The 13,989-nt window shown below is 44.5% G+C and carries 19 protein-coding genes, 2 tRNA genes and 1 pseudogene; 10 read left to right on the top strand and 12 right to left on the bottom strand.

Annotated elements, in window-relative coordinates; genetic code table 11:
* Window positions 1-97: 97 nt before the first annotated feature.
* From MHB56_RS07085 to MHB56_RS07075, 3 genes are all read left to right on the top strand, one after another.
* The gene (locus MHB56_RS07085) at window positions 98-262 is read left to right on the top strand and encodes a hypothetical protein (RefSeq protein WP_167347621.1); all 165 of its coding nucleotides are present in this window, start codon (window positions 98-100) and stop codon (window positions 260-262) included.
* Between the two features lie 82 nt (window positions 263-344).
* A tRNA-Met gene (locus MHB56_RS07080) sits at window positions 345-421 on the top strand.
* Window positions 422-465: 44 nt separating this feature from the next.
* A tRNA-Ile gene (locus MHB56_RS07075) sits at window positions 466-539 on the top strand.
* 439 nt (window positions 540-978) lie between these two features.
* On the opposite strand, the gene MHB56_RS07070 is transcribed toward MHB56_RS07075, so the two are convergent.
* Entirely contained in the window at window positions 979-2,196 is a 1,218-nt protein-coding gene (locus tag MHB56_RS07070; protein ID WP_076128840.1) for a sialidase family protein, read from the bottom strand.
* Between the two features lie 33 nt (window positions 2,197-2,229).
* On the bottom strand, window positions 2,230-2,595 hold the full coding sequence (locus MHB56_RS07065; protein WP_339244497.1) for a hypothetical protein: 366 nt from the start codon (window positions 2,593-2,595) through the stop codon (window positions 2,230-2,232).
* Window positions 2,596-3,003: 408 nt separating this feature from the next.
* On the opposite strand from MHB56_RS07065, the gene MHB56_RS07060 reads away from it, so the two are divergent.
* Window positions 3,004-3,507 carry a hypothetical protein gene (locus tag MHB56_RS07060; protein ID WP_076128844.1) on the top strand — a complete coding sequence of 168 codons (504 nt, stop codon included), beginning with the start codon at window positions 3,004-3,006 and terminating at the stop codon, window positions 3,505-3,507.
* An 850-nt stretch (window positions 3,508-4,357) separates the two neighbouring features.
* On the opposite strand, the gene MHB56_RS07055 is transcribed toward MHB56_RS07060, so the two are convergent.
* The 7 genes and pseudogenes from MHB56_RS07055 to MHB56_RS07025 form a co-directional block, all read right to left on the bottom strand.
* Window positions 4,358-5,347 (bottom strand): hypothetical protein, encoded by a 990-nt coding sequence (locus MHB56_RS07055; protein WP_341143428.1) that lies wholly within the window; start codon window positions 5,345-5,347, stop codon window positions 4,358-4,360.
* On the bottom strand, window positions 5,344-5,838 hold the full coding sequence (locus MHB56_RS07050) for an RNA polymerase sigma factor (protein WP_076136658.1): 495 nt from the start codon (window positions 5,836-5,838) through the stop codon (window positions 5,344-5,346). Before MHB56_RS07050 ends, MHB56_RS07055 begins: the two co-directional genes overlap by 4 nt.
* Window positions 5,839-6,168: 330 nt before the next feature.
* Window positions 6,169-6,288 (bottom strand): annotated as a pseudogene (locus MHB56_RS07045) (phosphomethylpyrimidine synthase ThiC); the annotation flags it as partial.
* Window positions 6,289-6,402: 114 nt separating this feature from the next.
* Complete coding sequence (locus tag MHB56_RS07040) at window positions 6,403-6,738, bottom strand: DUF3139 domain-containing protein (protein ID WP_076279280.1); 336 nt, start codon at window positions 6,736-6,738, stop codon at window positions 6,403-6,405.
* A 363-nt stretch (window positions 6,739-7,101) separates the two neighbouring features.
* Entirely contained in the window at window positions 7,102-7,263 is a 162-nt protein-coding gene (locus MHB56_RS07035; protein WP_155288176.1) for a hypothetical protein, read from the bottom strand.
* Between the two features lie 66 nt (window positions 7,264-7,329).
* Window positions 7,330-7,881 carry an ImmA/IrrE family metallo-endopeptidase gene (locus tag MHB56_RS07030; RefSeq protein ID WP_036683410.1) on the bottom strand — a complete coding sequence of 184 codons (552 nt, stop codon included), beginning with the start codon at window positions 7,879-7,881 and terminating at the stop codon, window positions 7,330-7,332.
* A 163-nt stretch (window positions 7,882-8,044) separates the two neighbouring features.
* Window positions 8,045-8,221: a YjfB family protein gene (locus MHB56_RS07025; RefSeq protein WP_076098563.1), complete on the bottom strand. Its 177-nt coding sequence runs from the start codon at window positions 8,219-8,221 to the stop codon at window positions 8,045-8,047.
* Between the two features lie 149 nt (window positions 8,222-8,370).
* Here MHB56_RS07025 and MHB56_RS07020 point away from each other — a divergent pair, with 149 nt between their 5' ends.
* The gene (locus tag MHB56_RS07020; RefSeq protein WP_155288175.1) at window positions 8,371-8,520 is read left to right on the top strand and encodes a hypothetical protein; all 150 of its coding nucleotides are present in this window, start codon (window positions 8,371-8,373) and stop codon (window positions 8,518-8,520) included.
* Between the two features lie 80 nt (window positions 8,521-8,600).
* Here MHB56_RS07020 and MHB56_RS07015 read toward each other — a convergent pair whose 3' ends face one another.
* On the bottom strand, window positions 8,601-9,038 hold the full coding sequence (locus tag MHB56_RS07015; RefSeq protein ID WP_076128851.1) for a NucA/NucB deoxyribonuclease domain-containing protein: 438 nt from the start codon (window positions 9,036-9,038) through the stop codon (window positions 8,601-8,603).
* Between the two features lie 100 nt (window positions 9,039-9,138).
* Here MHB56_RS07015 and MHB56_RS07010 point away from each other — a divergent pair, with 100 nt between their 5' ends.
* Window positions 9,139-9,555 carry a cytidine deaminase gene (locus MHB56_RS07010; RefSeq protein WP_248549353.1) on the top strand — a complete coding sequence of 139 codons (417 nt, stop codon included), beginning with the start codon at window positions 9,139-9,141 and terminating at the stop codon, window positions 9,553-9,555.
* A 176-nt stretch (window positions 9,556-9,731) separates the two neighbouring features.
* Window positions 9,732-11,207 carry a glycosyl hydrolase gene (locus MHB56_RS07005; protein ID WP_340397092.1) on the top strand — a complete coding sequence of 492 codons (1,476 nt, stop codon included), beginning with the start codon at window positions 9,732-9,734 and terminating at the stop codon, window positions 11,205-11,207.
* A 72-nt stretch (window positions 11,208-11,279) separates the two neighbouring features.
* Here MHB56_RS07005 and MHB56_RS07000 read toward each other — a convergent pair whose 3' ends face one another.
* On the bottom strand, window positions 11,280-11,768 hold the full coding sequence (locus MHB56_RS07000; protein WP_076128858.1) for a PH domain-containing protein: 489 nt from the start codon (window positions 11,766-11,768) through the stop codon (window positions 11,280-11,282).
* Between the two features lie 117 nt (window positions 11,769-11,885).
* Between MHB56_RS07000 and MHB56_RS06995 the strand changes: the two genes are divergently transcribed.
* Window positions 11,886-12,446, top strand: coding sequence for a hypothetical protein (locus MHB56_RS06995; RefSeq protein ID WP_076128860.1), 561 nt, complete (start codon window positions 11,886-11,888; stop codon window positions 12,444-12,446).
* Between the two features lie 214 nt (window positions 12,447-12,660).
* Window positions 12,661-12,996, top strand: coding sequence for a YolD-like family protein (locus MHB56_RS06990; RefSeq protein ID WP_076128863.1), 336 nt, complete (start codon window positions 12,661-12,663; stop codon window positions 12,994-12,996).
* On the opposite strand, the gene MHB56_RS06985 is transcribed toward MHB56_RS06990, so the two are convergent.
* The gene (locus MHB56_RS06985; protein WP_169744799.1) at window positions 12,993-13,157 is read right to left on the bottom strand and encodes a hypothetical protein; all 165 of its coding nucleotides are present in this window, start codon (window positions 13,155-13,157) and stop codon (window positions 12,993-12,995) included. The two genes, MHB56_RS06990 and MHB56_RS06985, sit on opposite strands and share 4 nt — an antisense overlap.
* A gap of 117 nt (window positions 13,158-13,274) precedes the next feature.
* Between MHB56_RS06985 and MHB56_RS06980 the strand changes: the two genes are divergently transcribed.
* Window positions 13,275-13,961 (top strand): M15 family metallopeptidase, encoded by a 687-nt coding sequence (locus MHB56_RS06980; protein WP_076220018.1) that lies wholly within the window; start codon window positions 13,275-13,277, stop codon window positions 13,959-13,961.
* The last annotated feature ends 28 nt before the right edge of the window (window positions 13,962-13,989 follow it).

Below are 13,989 nucleotides of genomic sequence, written 5' to 3'. Positions count from 1 at the left end.
GAAGCCACCGGATTTCCGGTGGCTTATTTTGTGGAACTTGGGCATGATAAGTTCAGAGCAGCGTAAGATTAATTTGCGAAAAGGAGAAGAGGGCATCATGAATTGGATATACTTCGCGAAACTGTTCAGAACGAGATTTCAAGCAGGCTGTTTGGCAAAAAGACTGGAGCAAGATGGCTGGATTTATGGCTATCATGACCCAAGTTTTGTGGAGATTTATCGATCCCGCAAAGGAAGATATGGGGTTAGATTTTTGCCTTGAGAACTTTTACAAATTCATCCTTGACGTAGACCCATTTTGTACTGTATATTATTTATTGTCGCTGTTTGAATATTATTTCTGACGCGGGGTGGAGCAGCCCGGTAGCTCGTCGGGCTCATAACCCGAAGGTCGCAGGTTCAAATCCTGCCCCCGCAACCAATTTTATTACAACAGCAATTGTACATTCGGATATTTTTAGATCCGGGCCCTTAGCTCAGTTGGTTAGAGCGGTCGGCTCATAACCGATTGGTCGGGGGTTCGAGTCCCTCAGGGCCCACTTAGAGAAAACCCTTACGTAGTAAGGGTTTTTTGCTATCTATAGGCTCCTTGTAAGTAGAAGTGGAAGAGTTGGAAAAGCGACAAAATAGAAAATGATCACATTTTGGTCACGGCGTTATTAGATCCTCTGGTTTTATCACAGATCATCTGGAAAACGGTAAAAAGTATGTATTCTGTGGAATTGCCCTACTCTTGTAGAGGAAAGGGGACAGTCATGACATATAGACTATTAAGTAGCAAGCACCATACGCCGTAGATTTTGATTGAATTAAAAGCATGTCCAATACGCTGAAATTGATGATTTCTTTGAACAGGTTAATGCTGAATTTTGATAAGAAGCAATAGAGGATGCCGCATATTCGCTCGGCATCCTTTATTGCAAGTAGATATACTAACTTAACAGCCTTTTAATTTATCATCAGAAGTTGATTAATAGCTTATTGATTATCCCCAAACCAGATGTTCTCAGTACCGGTCCGCGTGTCTGTCCATACGCTCACTAGACGGCCTGTTTGGGGGACGATGGCATTACCGATGTAGTCCCCAATTAGGGGGATGCCGGTGACGTCAAAGGAAGTTGTTGTTATCCGAGTGTTTGTATACGTCATACCGCCATCTCTAGAGGTTGCTAGATAAACATCAAGGTTGAGGGGGTTGACTCGATTAGTGTAATAGGTAACGAATATTGCACCATCCGCAGGGGATACGGTGATGGCTGGGAAAAAGTTTTGGGAGCCCACCGGACTACCTGTAATGGATATTGGTGCCCCCCAATCCACACCAAAATTGGTGGAAGTGGCAAGAAAAATATCGGAATAACCTTCTCGAAAATCTTGCCATACAGCATAGACATTACCTCGCGTCGTCGGTGCATTAGAAATATCTGCTGCGAGGGAAGGGTATGTCAGACATCTAAATGTATATCCCGGCAATGGATCTGGTGGGACTACAACGCTGGCGACCATGGTTTCAGGAGTAAAAATGACCCCACCGTCTGAGGATGTGCGAATTTTAAGATCAGTATTACCGGGAGGCTGATTGATCCATCCTACGATAACAATCCCATTTAATGTAATTGCTATACCGGGGAATTCTTCGAATTCTTCGACCGAAGACAGCAGGGAGGGACTGGAATAGGTACTACCGTTATCTAGGGAACGATTGAAGAATATCGTATTTCCCGGTATGAATTGTGTGTTGTAATCATGCGTATAACCAGTATATACATTTCCAAAAAAGGGACTTGATCCAGCTTTGTCGGTGACAACGACCACCTGATCATCATTTACAAACTGCCCAAACCCTTGATTCACGATGACTGGAGGTCCGAATGAAGAGGCATTGTCGGCAGATGTATAGGAAACGATCGACCCGCTGAGACCGTCTGAATCGAAGGCGTGGGCTAATACTACGAAAGTGGTCGGGAAAATATAATCAATATGTGGTGCTTCGATGCCTGCAAATCCTGTCGGTAACGGCAATAACGTTGTTGTCCAAGTGGCACCTGCGTCAATAGATTTGTATAAACCTATATTAGGAGGGCCTAATCGAAGATCTACAGCTACGGCAACCATAACTGAAGGATTAAGCCAATTTACCGCGATGGTGGGCTCAAACTGAACGCTTGCGCTCGGCGAAATTTGAATATTAGCCATGCTAAGCTCCTTTCGTCAGAGAGTTTTCGGTACTTATGGGTTCAGCTGAGCTATGAAAGTAAGTTCGGATTGCAGCACTCTTTGATGGGGAATGACGTTTCCTGACGAATCCGTTCCGAACACCGTGATAATCGTGTCTGCCGGTGCGTTTCCAGTTACGAGAAATTGGACTTCATAAGCTGAATTGCCTGCGATATTAAAACTGAGAAACTGGCTGGTGTTAGCATTAACATTTAATGAGTTGGAGTAGACTAAACCTTTACTAACCAAGGTATTCCATACGTAAACGTGATAGACTACGTTAGATGAAAAACTAAGGTTGTCATTATCGATATTAATGAGCACGTTGGATGCTGGGGTAGTCCCTGTGTTCGTAATGATGCCTGTTGTTGTTGCCATGAGCTTCACCTCTTTATTAGTTTGCTATATATATATGAATTGAGATTCATTGTGTTTGGACAAGGGAATCAGAAAAATCGCGGAAATGAATACTGAGAGGTCTAATTAGGTGGGGAAATACAAATAAATTTTCAGAAATCTGAAGATAACTTGATTATAAGTTGAACAGCAATTGACGATTTTTACGACTTCTCTGCCACTGCTGATCTTGTAAGGCGCATGCAGGTAACTATTCGCTATCAGGAGGAGAATTTTAAGAATTTTAAATAGAAGGTCTGACATTCATTTTAAATAAATGTTATAATTATAATATCAGTGTGTAGAGATATTGGTCTTTTTTATTGGGCCAAAAATATATGTCTCATGATACGTCTGCCATCTGAAATATTATTCACGGAGATGACAAACATGCATGGAGACACAAGACTGCCCAGAAACGGAAAAGAAGGTATACTATTTTTACTCATTATTTCAATCATTTCAGTTAACACTATTGCCCCTATTATTGTGGGTTTGGAACGCGGCTTCAGTAAGGAAGTGTATATAGATACACTAAAGGTTATTCCGTTTATGTGGATGATCGTAGTTTTATCCGTAAGATTAGTTGCAGGACCGATTGTTGGAAAAGTGATGCCGAAATTCATGGGACAAACCGATGGATTTAATGCAAGGATTCTGTTGAATACTTTATTGAATGTCACAGTGTTATCTATTTTACTATCAATTATCGGCACATGGGTTGGGACGAAACAAATAAGCCTGGATCCACTTAAAAACTTCCTTCACATCTGGCCGAGAAACTTTGGAATAGCATTTTGGATTGAACTGTTGGTTGCGCAGCCGATCGCAAGATTTGCGATGAAAACATTACACGCAAGACAGGATCGTAAAACAGAAAGTGTAAATGCGTAACTAGCTAGAGTGTAGTAGACTAATAAGAAATTCAAGGAGCGTCCATGGTGGGCGTTCCTTTTTTGCAGCAATCGGAAGTATCGAGAGAGACCCTGTGTTCCTTTGAAATTTGATTCCATAACAATTACGTGAACGATGCTTCTCCTGTCAGACACAGCTGACCCTTAAAGCGGTTTTTTTCCACATTTGCAATTCTAACGGACTCCATAGTCGCTATTGGCATAAAAAGTACCGCATGTGAGCCTCTTTCTAGGCATTAGCGTCCATGGAGTCCGAAACCATGCTCTTAAGGCTGAAAATCAGCAAATAGCGACATCTGGGTCCGATAGCTCGAGGTGGAGGAGGTTAGTTCGTTTATTCGTTAGCTCGTTAGTGCCGTGCTCCTCACAGATTTAGTTGCAGAAATTATAATGAGAAGCAGCTTTTAAAGGAACAATCAGTAGTCTCACCTCTACAACCAGCATATCTAGTATGCGAGTTCATAAACCATTCAGTAAAGCACAAAACGGCACTGCTCCAAACCATGAAATGGTTTTGAAGCAGCGCCGTTTTTGTTAACAGCCAGCTAAATTGTCCAATGGAGAGCAGGGTGACCGAAACGTTGTCCCTAATTTCTTCCGATTGCAGTCCCGATCGCAGTCCAACCGCAGTCTCGATCACAGTCCCGATCGCAGTCCCGATCGAGTCCCGATCGCAGTCCTGATTGCAGTCCCGATCGAGTCCCGATCGCAGTTCCGATCGCAGTCCCGATCGCAGTTCCGATCGCAGTCCCGATCGCAGTTCTGATTGCAGTCCCGATCGCAGTCCCGATCGAGTCCCGATCGCTATCCCTGGGTTTCCACCAGCATTCCTAAAGTTTCATGCTGTTCCACAGCTGCTGGAATGCCCCGGATTCGACCTCGAAGAATACCGGTGCTTGACCGTAGCGTACAAGTCCTTGACCGAACAGCGTCAGCTCTACTCGGGCGTTGTCTTCCAGCTGCAAATAGATGATCTTGCGGTCTTCGCTGTCGTAGATGCCTTGCTCGATCAGCGGCTCTGCTGCCAGCGGTTTGGCCGCTTGGAGGGCTGTCAGGAAGCCATCAAGCGCCTCGCTATTGGCGATTGGCGCCTGCTGCTGGAGGCCGTTGTTCCAACTGTTGAAGCTTTCCCATTGAGCTGAAGTAACTCGGCCTTCAAGATTCAGTTTGCCGAACAGGTCGGCGCCGCTGTTTATGGTGATGCCGTTCGTGTGCTCATACAGTTCGGCGAATACCTCGCCGTTGATTACCGAATAGGACATAATCAGAAAGCTGGAGTCATAGCCCTTCACGGAATAGAGATCCGTTTCGCCGATGTTCGAGGCTAACTCAATATATTCGTCGTTACCGCTCCATTCGTTGATGCCGCCTGTAGTGCGTCCCAACTTATCACCGCGCAGAGCAGCAGCATCGGCAGCGTCAATGCGAGTCGCTGACTGTGTATAAATATTATTTTTATACACGACCAAGGCGATCATATCTGCCTTCACGCCAGACTCCTTATCTGGCAGTTTCAGCTTGGGAATGACAATGCTGCCGGATGTAGCTGTGCCTGAATTGCCAGCATTACTTGCTCCCGGAGTTACCTGGGCAACCTGCCCTGGGGAGCTCTGACTGTTCAACTGCTGCCATATACTAGGCCCAGCCAGACCTATTCCTGCGGCGAGCACGACACTTGCTGCGATATAAACGGTTTTGCGCGGACGCTTCCGCTCCTGCCGCTGCTCTATTTTATTGAACAATTCTTTTTTCATCTCTTCACCTGGTTTCATCGAATCCACCGCTTTCTTATATGTTGTTCGAAACTGATCTTCCTTCACTGTGGTTCCGCTCCTTCCAGCTCCAGTTTTAACAGTTGCCGTCCCCGCTGAAGTCTCATCTTCACGGCAGACTGACTAATCTGCAGAATCTTGCTGATCTCCTGGATGGGATAGTCCTCGTAATAATAAAGATGGATTACGGTTTTATACTTCATGGGCATCGCCATAACTAACTGCAGCAGAGCCCAATCCTCGGGGCTGTCTGCCGCAATTGGCTCAGCGCTCTCCAGCTTAACCTCACGCTTGCGCCAGCCTCTGCCCAGTAGTGTTTTACAATGGTTGGTGATTACCCGGATCAGCCATGCCTTCTGATGTTCGGCATCTTTGAACTCCGGCGCTTTTTCTATTAGCTTGATGAAGGTATCCTGAGTGGCTTCTTCGGCATCTTGCCGGTTGCCTAGATGGACCAAAGCGATCCGGAACAGCATATCTGCGTAGATTTCGTAACTCTTCATCACATGATTTCCCGGCCGGGTCATGGATCGCTGCATGATACTGTGCCCCCCTTTACCTATAACACCATTTAGGACGGCATTAGGTCACATTTTGTTCCTGAGGAAATTCCTTTGTGTTTGAGCGTAAAGAATACCTATTCATAAATTATCTCCAGAGGCTTACGGACTCAGAAGTCGTTATTTGCATATTTATAGGCTTTTGAGCAGGTTCGCGGACTCCAGTGACGCTATTCCTTAAAAAGGAGGTCTTATATGGTGTTTTTCATGCCAATAAAGGCTATGGGGTCCGCTACACTTTGAAATGGAGTGTTATACCGCGCATAAGATCAACTGTGTCCGATAGCTGCTAAGAACCACGCCAATGTTATCTGTAGTCAGTGGACCTAATGTATAAAAAGGGGCTTCGTTACAAGTTTCAAGTTGCTTATCCATACTCTCTTTAGTCAAGTGCATCGGCACATGTCCTGGACCCTCTACCATCACCTGTCTACGCAAACGATGTTTACCTATTTAGAGCAGGGAAGATCAAAAAAACGCGTTTGCCCAAGCAGCAAAGTGCTGACTGCTGGACAAACGCGTCTTTTTTATAGGGCAACTCCTTCACGGGAGATTCTCCTCGATATGTTTATATGTATAGCTAGGATCATTACCTTTAACAGGAGCCCTGCTGTATTGAAAGATCCTTCCATTTTCTTTTCGATAAAAGTATCTTGCGTAGGGTTCGTCTGCAAAAATCACCGTGGTACTTACGAGGGGAGCTTTGGCAATCTGGGTGTATACTTTATCAAAATCTTCTTTCTTATAATTTCTCGTCTCTACTAGATAATGAATGACTTCTCTGTTCATATGATTTTGGAAGGAGTGGAGGGCTAAGGATGTTATTCCATAGATTAAAAGGATTAGAACGATGAAGATTAGTTTTGTTTTTTTCTTCATTAATTCCCTCCATATAAATAATTTGTATATAGTATAAGATAATATACTGAGACTGGTATGTCATTCATAGATATATGACGCAGGAGAAGAGAAAATACTGGAGCTGGAGCAGCAAATTAAGATGCTGGAGGACCAGGCAAGTCCGAGGCTGCCGGGGGTGAAAATCTTATGGTTTTTAATATGGGGTTTTGTCGGTGTATTTGTTATTCTAATTCTTATTGGTGTGATACAGTTTGTATTTGCATAACAGATTATACAAAAAGGCAGCAAATACTGATAGTAATCCAGGCGTAAGCGAAAGAAGAATTGCCGGGACATACTATATTTGCTGCCTTTTAACTTATGAAGAATAATGATTCTCTTTTAGTCCTCTTTGGGTTCTTGCAATAAAATGGAGAAGGTCCCCGTTTCGTGATCCACCTCAATCGTCTCAATGCCCACGAAATCCGGGATTTCGGGGTGTACTGCATCTACATTATAATCCGGATGAGTCAGTAATAATTCAATTACTTTAATGGCTTCCATGTCGTTCCCCCTCACGAGAAATTCCACCATAAATGAATATGCAGAGCACTATTGCAACTAAGCTTATTATCTCCGTGATCCGTTGCGAATATGTGTCAGTCGTTCTTCGTTTCTTCCCATCACGGCCAATAATTGCCCTTGGAACACACGTCTTTGGATCTGATCAATCCGCTGTAAGGCCAGCTCGGCAGGAACTTGAAATTCTGCTGCGAGATAGGAGATGGCATCCTCCCGTTGCTCAGGCAATGTCATGCGGGAGATCATGGAGTAAGGCATCGCCGCATACAAGATAAAACGCTCGGATTCATCCTCCTGTGCCCGCGTGAAATGCTCTGGCATCAAGGTCTGATTATCACTGCCATGGCGAAGGAGGTGACACAGTTCATGAAGAAACTCTAGCCGTTGAAGATTGGCTGGAAGGCGGTTGTCGATAAACAGGCTGTACATCCCTGCAGACGCTTCAATGCTCTTGCTTCTCACATCCAAATAATGAACCCAGATATTAAGCCGCTCTGCAATATACGATATTGAAATTTGTGAGGGCTGATGAAGATTTAATCGCTTGTATAAATCCTCCGTCCATTTCTCAAGCACAGTCATTTGATAATATGATTTCATGTTCTCCAACTTATTCACCTCGTTTAAAATCACTAATAAATCACTAATGGGATCGTATGTTCGCATAAATGCGCAAAAGAAAAGCCCGAAGGGCTATGTAGAGTAAAAAAATGCTAAGGATACACAAGAACATTCGTTCTCATGTATCCTTAGCATAAAGCAATTACACACTAATATCAAGTGTTTTTCCCAAATTAGGAGCAACGCTTTTGCCCAGCATTTCCACCATGGTTTGGCTCTGGGTTTCAGCCTGATTCTTGGCAATATTCATGACCTGTATCCCTACATTTTGAGCTAAGGATGCTTGGCTCATTGCCATTGATAATGCAGCTATATCCATATTGCACCTCCTTTGTGTATATCCTGTTTATCGACTGTCCACCTTCAATTCATTAGGTGATTGGCATTTGTTTGCCAATTCGCCCAAACGGCTTATCTCCTTTTTACATATCTTGTGCTGTAGTCATTAATCATTAGGAGGAATTGAAAATGGGAATGGAACATGGTTGTGGTTGTAACGTAGGTCCGGTAGTAAGTCCAGCATCAGTAGGTCCGGTGTGTAGTCCTTGGACTTCAACAGGAGCAATTCTGGTACTTTTCATCTTGCTGGTTATCATCACTAAAGCTTGCTTATTCTAAGTTAGCTGATGTGCAGTGTAGCCCCATCTGGCGAATGCCAGGTGGGGCTATTCTGTTGCCTGGGATGGTCAGACAGATCGTTATTTAAACATAAATTCTACCCGGGTTCCGTCTGCATAATCCTCCAGCTGATTGCCAACCCAGCTTCCTGCCCCGCGGTTATCGCTTGGCGTTATGTATTCAATGTCGGCACCAACGCCGCCTTCCTTACACATAGCCATTGGCCATTCATCCCGGTCATACCCCTTTTTAGTGGGGATCCCTTTTAAGGACTCTTTACGGTTCTCTTCAGCCTGCTCTCGGTTAATCGTACATGTGGCGGATTCACCTTTCGCAATGGCATCCTGAATATGCTTGGCGGTCTCAGGATAGCGGTCTGATGGGAAGGTTAGCTGAACAACACTCGAATCGGATGGAGACGAGGGGTCTGTAGGCTCTCCGTTTTGTTCAAACCAGTAACTAGCCAAAGCAAGTAATGCAACAATGATGAGACTGGAGATCCATTTTTTTACTTTCAATTCTGCTCCTCCTTTTTTGGCACTTAAAATAGTATATCTTATATCATAATTCAGTGCGATTTAATATAATTAGGTAAAATAAAGGAGGACGTAACTGGATATGGAGTACATAATTACCATTGAGGATCAGACGCTTATTACGGCTGCCGAAGATATAATTACCAGACGTTATGAATGGGGGCGTCATCATGTGGGTGCAGCGCTTCGTACTAAAACAGGAGAGATTTTTACAGCGGTACATGTGGAAGCCAGTATGGGGAGGATTACAGTCTGTGCAGAAGCGATGGTGATTGGCAAAGCGATATCCGAAGGTTATAAGGAATTTGATACGATTGTTGCGGTAAGGCATTCTGATCCAGACAGCGAGGAAAAAGAGATTAAAGTAGTCTCTCCCTGCGGCATGTGCCGAGAGTTAATTGCGGATTATGGAATAGACTGCAAGATAATTGTATCGGAGGATGACCGATTAGCTAAATATGAAATCGCTGAGCTATTGCCTTTAAGGTACACGAGATAAGAAAAAAAGTAATGAGGAGCCGCGGAGCTCCTTTTTTTTGTTGAGCCGTGAATTTATTCAGCAGTTCCTTATAATCGTCCCAACTTATTTTACAACTTCATGTCCATTCGCTGAGTTCATGTCATTATTGTCCCCATACTATAACTTAAAAAGATTTAAAAGGATGGTGAGAATAGATGGAGCAGCGGATTATTCGTCAGATGGTTGATTCAGCATCAAGGTTCGTGGGCGATGTGCAGTGGCAGATGGCTTTTCGCAGATTACAAATGGCTCCGGCGGATTCGGGGCTGTCGTCCTCGGCTCAGCTATTGCTGAATACCCTCTATTACTTGCAGGGAAAGGGTGTGATAAGCGGCCAACATGATTATTTGGAAAGTGCAGATGAGCTCATGGAGAAGCTTAAAAATAGCAGCGGGCAATATGCTGCGCTGCATGGCTACGAGCTGGGCGCAATCAATAATCAGTCACAGGCTCTAATTGACAATCAACGGAATTGGGTCGTCAGCAGTGCGATACGCTGGTCTAGGGCCGGCGGGATCGTAACGATGTGTTATCACGCTGCATTACCGGGGACAGCGCCAACTTGGGGGAATGTAAATACGAGCCTAAGCAATGCTGATTTTGATAAATATATAACCCCAGGTACCACCCAGTATAATGCTCTGTTAGCTGATCTGGATAAGATAGCCCTGTCGCTGAAAAAGCTTAATGACGCAGGGGTTCCTGTACTTTGGCGGCCGTATCATGAAATGAATGGTGGATGGTTTTGGTGGGGGCAAAAGAGCAATTACGCTGCATTGTGGAACCTTATGTTCGATCGTTTTACCAATTATCATAAGCTGCATAATTTATTGTGGGTTTGGAGTCCAAATGCAAAAAATCAGTGGTGTGATGAGCCGGCAGAATACTATCCGGGCAGTGATAAGGTAGATGTGCTGGCGCTCGACATTTATGACGCGGATTTCAAGATTAGTCATTATGATAATTTATGGGATCTGGGTCGTGGCAAGCTGATTGCGATTGGTGAGAATGGAGAGCTTCCGTCTGCTGAACTGTTGTCCAAAACACAGCCCAAATGGTCTTATCAGCTGACCTGGGGGAAACTCCTCTATGAGAAGAATACCGATGCTGTGATAAAAGCTTTTATGAACGATAAAATGGTATTCACACGAGAGGAGTATGCTGCTGAGGCCGCCGCTTTCGCTGCTATCGGGGATAGTGTGCTGGAGAGTGGATTATGTGGCCAATATTACAATAACATGACGCTCAGCGGCACGCCTGCACTGTTGCGTACGGATGCCAATATTAACTTTTCATGGAGACAAGGTTCGCCTGATCCTGCCATTCGTGTAGATGCGTTCTCTGTGCGGTGGAGTGGGAAGCTGACGGCTGCTTTTAGCGAGGTGTATACCATTTATTCCTACTCTGATGATGGGATACGGGTATGGATTGATGGCGGGCTAGTCATTGATAGTTGGGTGAATCAGAGCGGCCAGGAACGAAAAGGGAGTATAAACCTGATTGCAGGTAAGCCGTATGAAATAAAGGTGGAGTATTATGAGAATGCGGGCGACGCCCGGGTTGTTTTGCAGTGGGAGAGTCCGAGCCAGATCAAGGGGGTTATCCCAGCGGGGGCATTTTATCTTCCATAAAAAGAGTACTTCAAGTATGCAAGCGCAAGCAAAAAGCCCCGGTTTTCCGGGGCCTTTTTACGTATGAACGTCTTAAATTTGCTCGCGGTAGCTAATGTTGTTGGCGATCTTCTCGTCACGAACGGCTTTGCGCAGAACATCTTTGACGGTTTGGGCATCATGGATTTTTCGAAAAAGAAGCTGAGGCGCTGAGGCATCATCAGAAAATACAGTTAATGACCCAATGCCAAGCATCCGGTCCATGATAGACTGTTTTACGGATAAATCGCGTACGCGCAGCAATTCGATTTCTTCAACATTTTTACCGATAAGTCCGGTCTTTACCATAATACGCTGACTTGTAATGGTATATGAAGTTGTGTTAAGTCCTACGATTCCTTTGAGTCGATCCGAGATGCCGGCAGGTTTGCCTTTCCAGAGCACGACTTCTTGAATGACATGATTATCTACTGCGGGTCGATGAGCGGTTACTGGAGCAGTGCCGTCAAGGCTGGTTCCACATTCTCCACAAAATTTAGCGCCCTGCTTGTATTCCGCTCCACAGGTGGTGCAATAAGGCATAAATACTCTCCTTTCCTGATCACAATTAAAATAATTATAACATAACAGTCATTTTACATATATTTCATTTGCGCTTTACACAAACCGACATTATCCTGTTAAGTGGAGGGATAAATAATGAAAAAAGCTTTACTAATAGGAATGCTGATGATGACTGTCATCCTTAGCGCCTGCAGCAATAATTCAACTTCATCGGCACCTGCCACGGAGGAAGAAGTGCAGGAGACCGTGCAAAACTTCTACAATGAAATGTCTAAACTTGAAGAGTCAGGAAAAACTTCTTTAGCGGAGTTCAACGAAGCCATTGCTGGTTATTCAGCAGGAGAACTCACGGACAAGCAGTTGGAGAAGAAAATTAAGCAATTCCAGAGTACCGCAACTGATTTATCGAATCAAGCCGAGAAAGTAAAAATTTCCTCCAGCTTGCCTGAAGACATTCGTAAGTTGCTCGAAGAGTCTAAAGTTGCCTTTGAAAGTGCTTATTCTTTAAAAGAAGAGGCCTCTCAAGGTGCTGATTCCGCAAACGTTACGGCTGAGCAATTTAATGAATTGAATCAGAACGCTGATGTAGCGATGTTATTCGGTATTTCCAAGCTTAACGAGGCAAGAGAAGCAACAGGACTTATAGACTCCGAAGGTCAGGCTACCTCAGAGTCTGGGGACGTTGTTCAAGAATAAATCAAATCAGGCGCTGCGCAGTTTATCTGTCAGCGTCTTTTTGCTGCGAATTTTAGCTTGAATAGATATACATTAATATACATCTTTTGAATAAAGAGTGACCCTTAAAAAGGTATCTTTTTCCTGATTATTGATTAATATGCGAAGATACGGATATAATACAAACATACGTTCGTGTTTAGAGGAATAGATATATAATTAAGGAGGGGTTACCATGGGCAAAAAGCTGGAGAAAAACGGGCTGTGGGAAAGCAGCCGCATGATGCTGCCGGAGCATAAGATACGAATTATAAGAGATGAACGGGAAACGCTGCGCCGCATCAAGCCTATTCTGGATGAGCAGAAGCTGGAGGAGATTGAATGTACACTGGCTTTGTCGTTGCGGAGTCATGTACGAGTGACAGTTGTTCTTTTTGACCCTTTTGAAAATACGATGTTAAGTGGTTTTGTGACTTCCATTCACACCCACTCGCGTGAGTTTAAGCTGCAGTGGGCGGAGGAATGGAAGTGGATCGATGTGGATGATATTGTCGAGGTCTACATCGTTTAATGCTGAGAACCGTTGCCTTCGCTTTTCTCATAAGCGATTAAGGTAACGGTAGGGTTACCGGTCAGATGTGCAATGGAAGCTTCAGCATTCCGAATAATTTCCAGTGCTTCTTCCTGTTCACTAAGGGCTGCAACTTTATAGCTATCGCTATGAATATCCATATGTCTCCCACCTTTCCTTAAATATTTTGTCCTTTTTTGTGGAAATCATCCTAAAGGGGACAGGGGTACAGGCAAATAGGGCAGCGGCATCATTGAATATACCAAAGGGGTGATTCTATGCTGACTTTGGAGCAATTGAGGGAAAAATCCGCGGCGCGTCTGGTCGGGCTTCATCCTGTCTTGGCGGCAGGTGCGAATGTTTTGATTCAGCAAAGCCATGCGAGAGGAGTCCCTATCGTTATTACTCAGGGTCTACGGACCATTGCTGAGCAAAATGCTTTGTATGCGCAGGGTAGAAGCAAACCAGGACCGATAGTTACCAACGCTAAAGGCGGTACCAGCTATCATAATTATGGTCTTGCGTTTGATTTTGCGCTTTTGCTGCCGAATGGCACTAGCCTTTCTTGGGATATCAATCGTGATGGTGATAAGGATAAGACAGCAGATTGGCAAGAGGTTGTACAGGAGGCTAAGCGGCTTGGTTTAGAATGGGGCGGGGACTGGACCTCTTTTAAAGATTATTCACATCTGCAAATGACTTTCGGTTTAACTATAGATCAACTTCGGGCAGGTAAACGTCCAACGACGGACCAAGCCAAAGAGGCTTTAAAAAAGATTACCGGAGGGGATGATCAGGTGAACAAAGACGTTACAGTGACCATTAACCTAAACGGCCGCAAGCTTACCGATGGCGTTCTCGATACCGGAACAACCTATGTACCCATACGTGCGCTGGCTGAGGCGCTTGGAGCAAAGGTTACTTATGATGCTGTGACTAAGACAGTTAATGTAGTAAAAGAGTAAAACCACCATGCATAGACAGTGCCGTCCA

Origin of the sequence: Paenibacillus sp. FSL H8-0315 (assembly GCF_038005365.1) — a bacterium.
Lineage (GTDB): Bacteria > Bacillota > Bacilli > Paenibacillales > Paenibacillaceae > Paenibacillus_AQ > Paenibacillus_AQ odorifer.
The sequence above is the reverse complement of the archived record's forward strand: the minus strand, read 5'-3'. Positions and strand labels throughout refer to the sequence as shown.

Bases quoted from the DNA above. Each gene is read 5' to 3' on its own strand.
- MHB56_RS07025 (WP_076098563.1), bottom strand. From the start codon at position 8,221: ATGGATATAGCTGCATTATCAATGGCAATGAGCCAAGCATCCTTAGCT.
- MHB56_RS07035 (WP_155288176.1), bottom strand. From the start codon at position 7,263: ATGGAAGCCATTAAAGTAATTGAATTATTACTGACTCATCCGGATTAT.
- MHB56_RS06985 (WP_169744799.1), bottom strand. From the start codon at position 13,157: ATGGATATTCATAGCGATAGCTATAAAGTTGCAGCCCTTAGTGAACAG.
- MHB56_RS06980 (WP_076220018.1), top strand. From the start codon at position 13,275: ATGCTGACTTTGGAGCAATTGAGGGAAAAATCCGCGGCGCGTCTGGTC.
- MHB56_RS07010 (WP_248549353.1), top strand. From the start codon at position 9,139: ATGGAGTACATAATTACCATTGAGGATCAGACGCTTATTACGGCTGCC.
- MHB56_RS07050 (WP_076136658.1), bottom strand. From the start codon at position 5,838: ATGCAGCGATCCATGACCCGGCCGGGAAATCATGTGATGAAGAGTTAC.
- MHB56_RS06990 (WP_076128863.1), top strand. From the start codon at position 12,661: ATGGGCAAAAAGCTGGAGAAAAACGGGCTGTGGGAAAGCAGCCGCATG.
- MHB56_RS07040 (WP_076279280.1), bottom strand. From the start codon at position 6,738: ATGAAGAAAAAAACAAAACTAATCTTCATCGTTCTAATCCTTTTAATC.
- MHB56_RS07020 (WP_155288175.1), top strand. From the start codon at position 8,371: ATGGGAATGGAACATGGTTGTGGTTGTAACGTAGGTCCGGTAGTAAGT.
- MHB56_RS07065 (WP_339244497.1), bottom strand. From the start codon at position 2,595: ATGGCAACAACAACAGGCATCATTACGAACACAGGGACTACCCCAGCA.
- MHB56_RS07085 (WP_167347621.1), top strand. From the start codon at position 98: ATGAATTGGATATACTTCGCGAAACTGTTCAGAACGAGATTTCAAGCA.
- MHB56_RS07030 (WP_036683410.1), bottom strand. From the start codon at position 7,881: ATGAAATCATATTATCAAATGACTGTGCTTGAGAAATGGACGGAGGAT.
- MHB56_RS07060 (WP_076128844.1), top strand. From the start codon at position 3,004: ATGCATGGAGACACAAGACTGCCCAGAAACGGAAAAGAAGGTATACTA.
- MHB56_RS06995 (WP_076128860.1), top strand. From the start codon at position 11,886: ATGAAAAAAGCTTTACTAATAGGAATGCTGATGATGACTGTCATCCTT.
- MHB56_RS07005 (WP_340397092.1), top strand. From the start codon at position 9,732: ATGGAGCAGCGGATTATTCGTCAGATGGTTGATTCAGCATCAAGGTTC.
- MHB56_RS07000 (WP_076128858.1), bottom strand. From the start codon at position 11,768: ATGCCTTATTGCACCACCTGTGGAGCGGAATACAAGCAGGGCGCTAAA.
- MHB56_RS07070 (WP_076128840.1), bottom strand. From the start codon at position 2,196: ATGGCTAATATTCAAATTTCGCCGAGCGCAAGCGTTCAGTTTGAGCCC.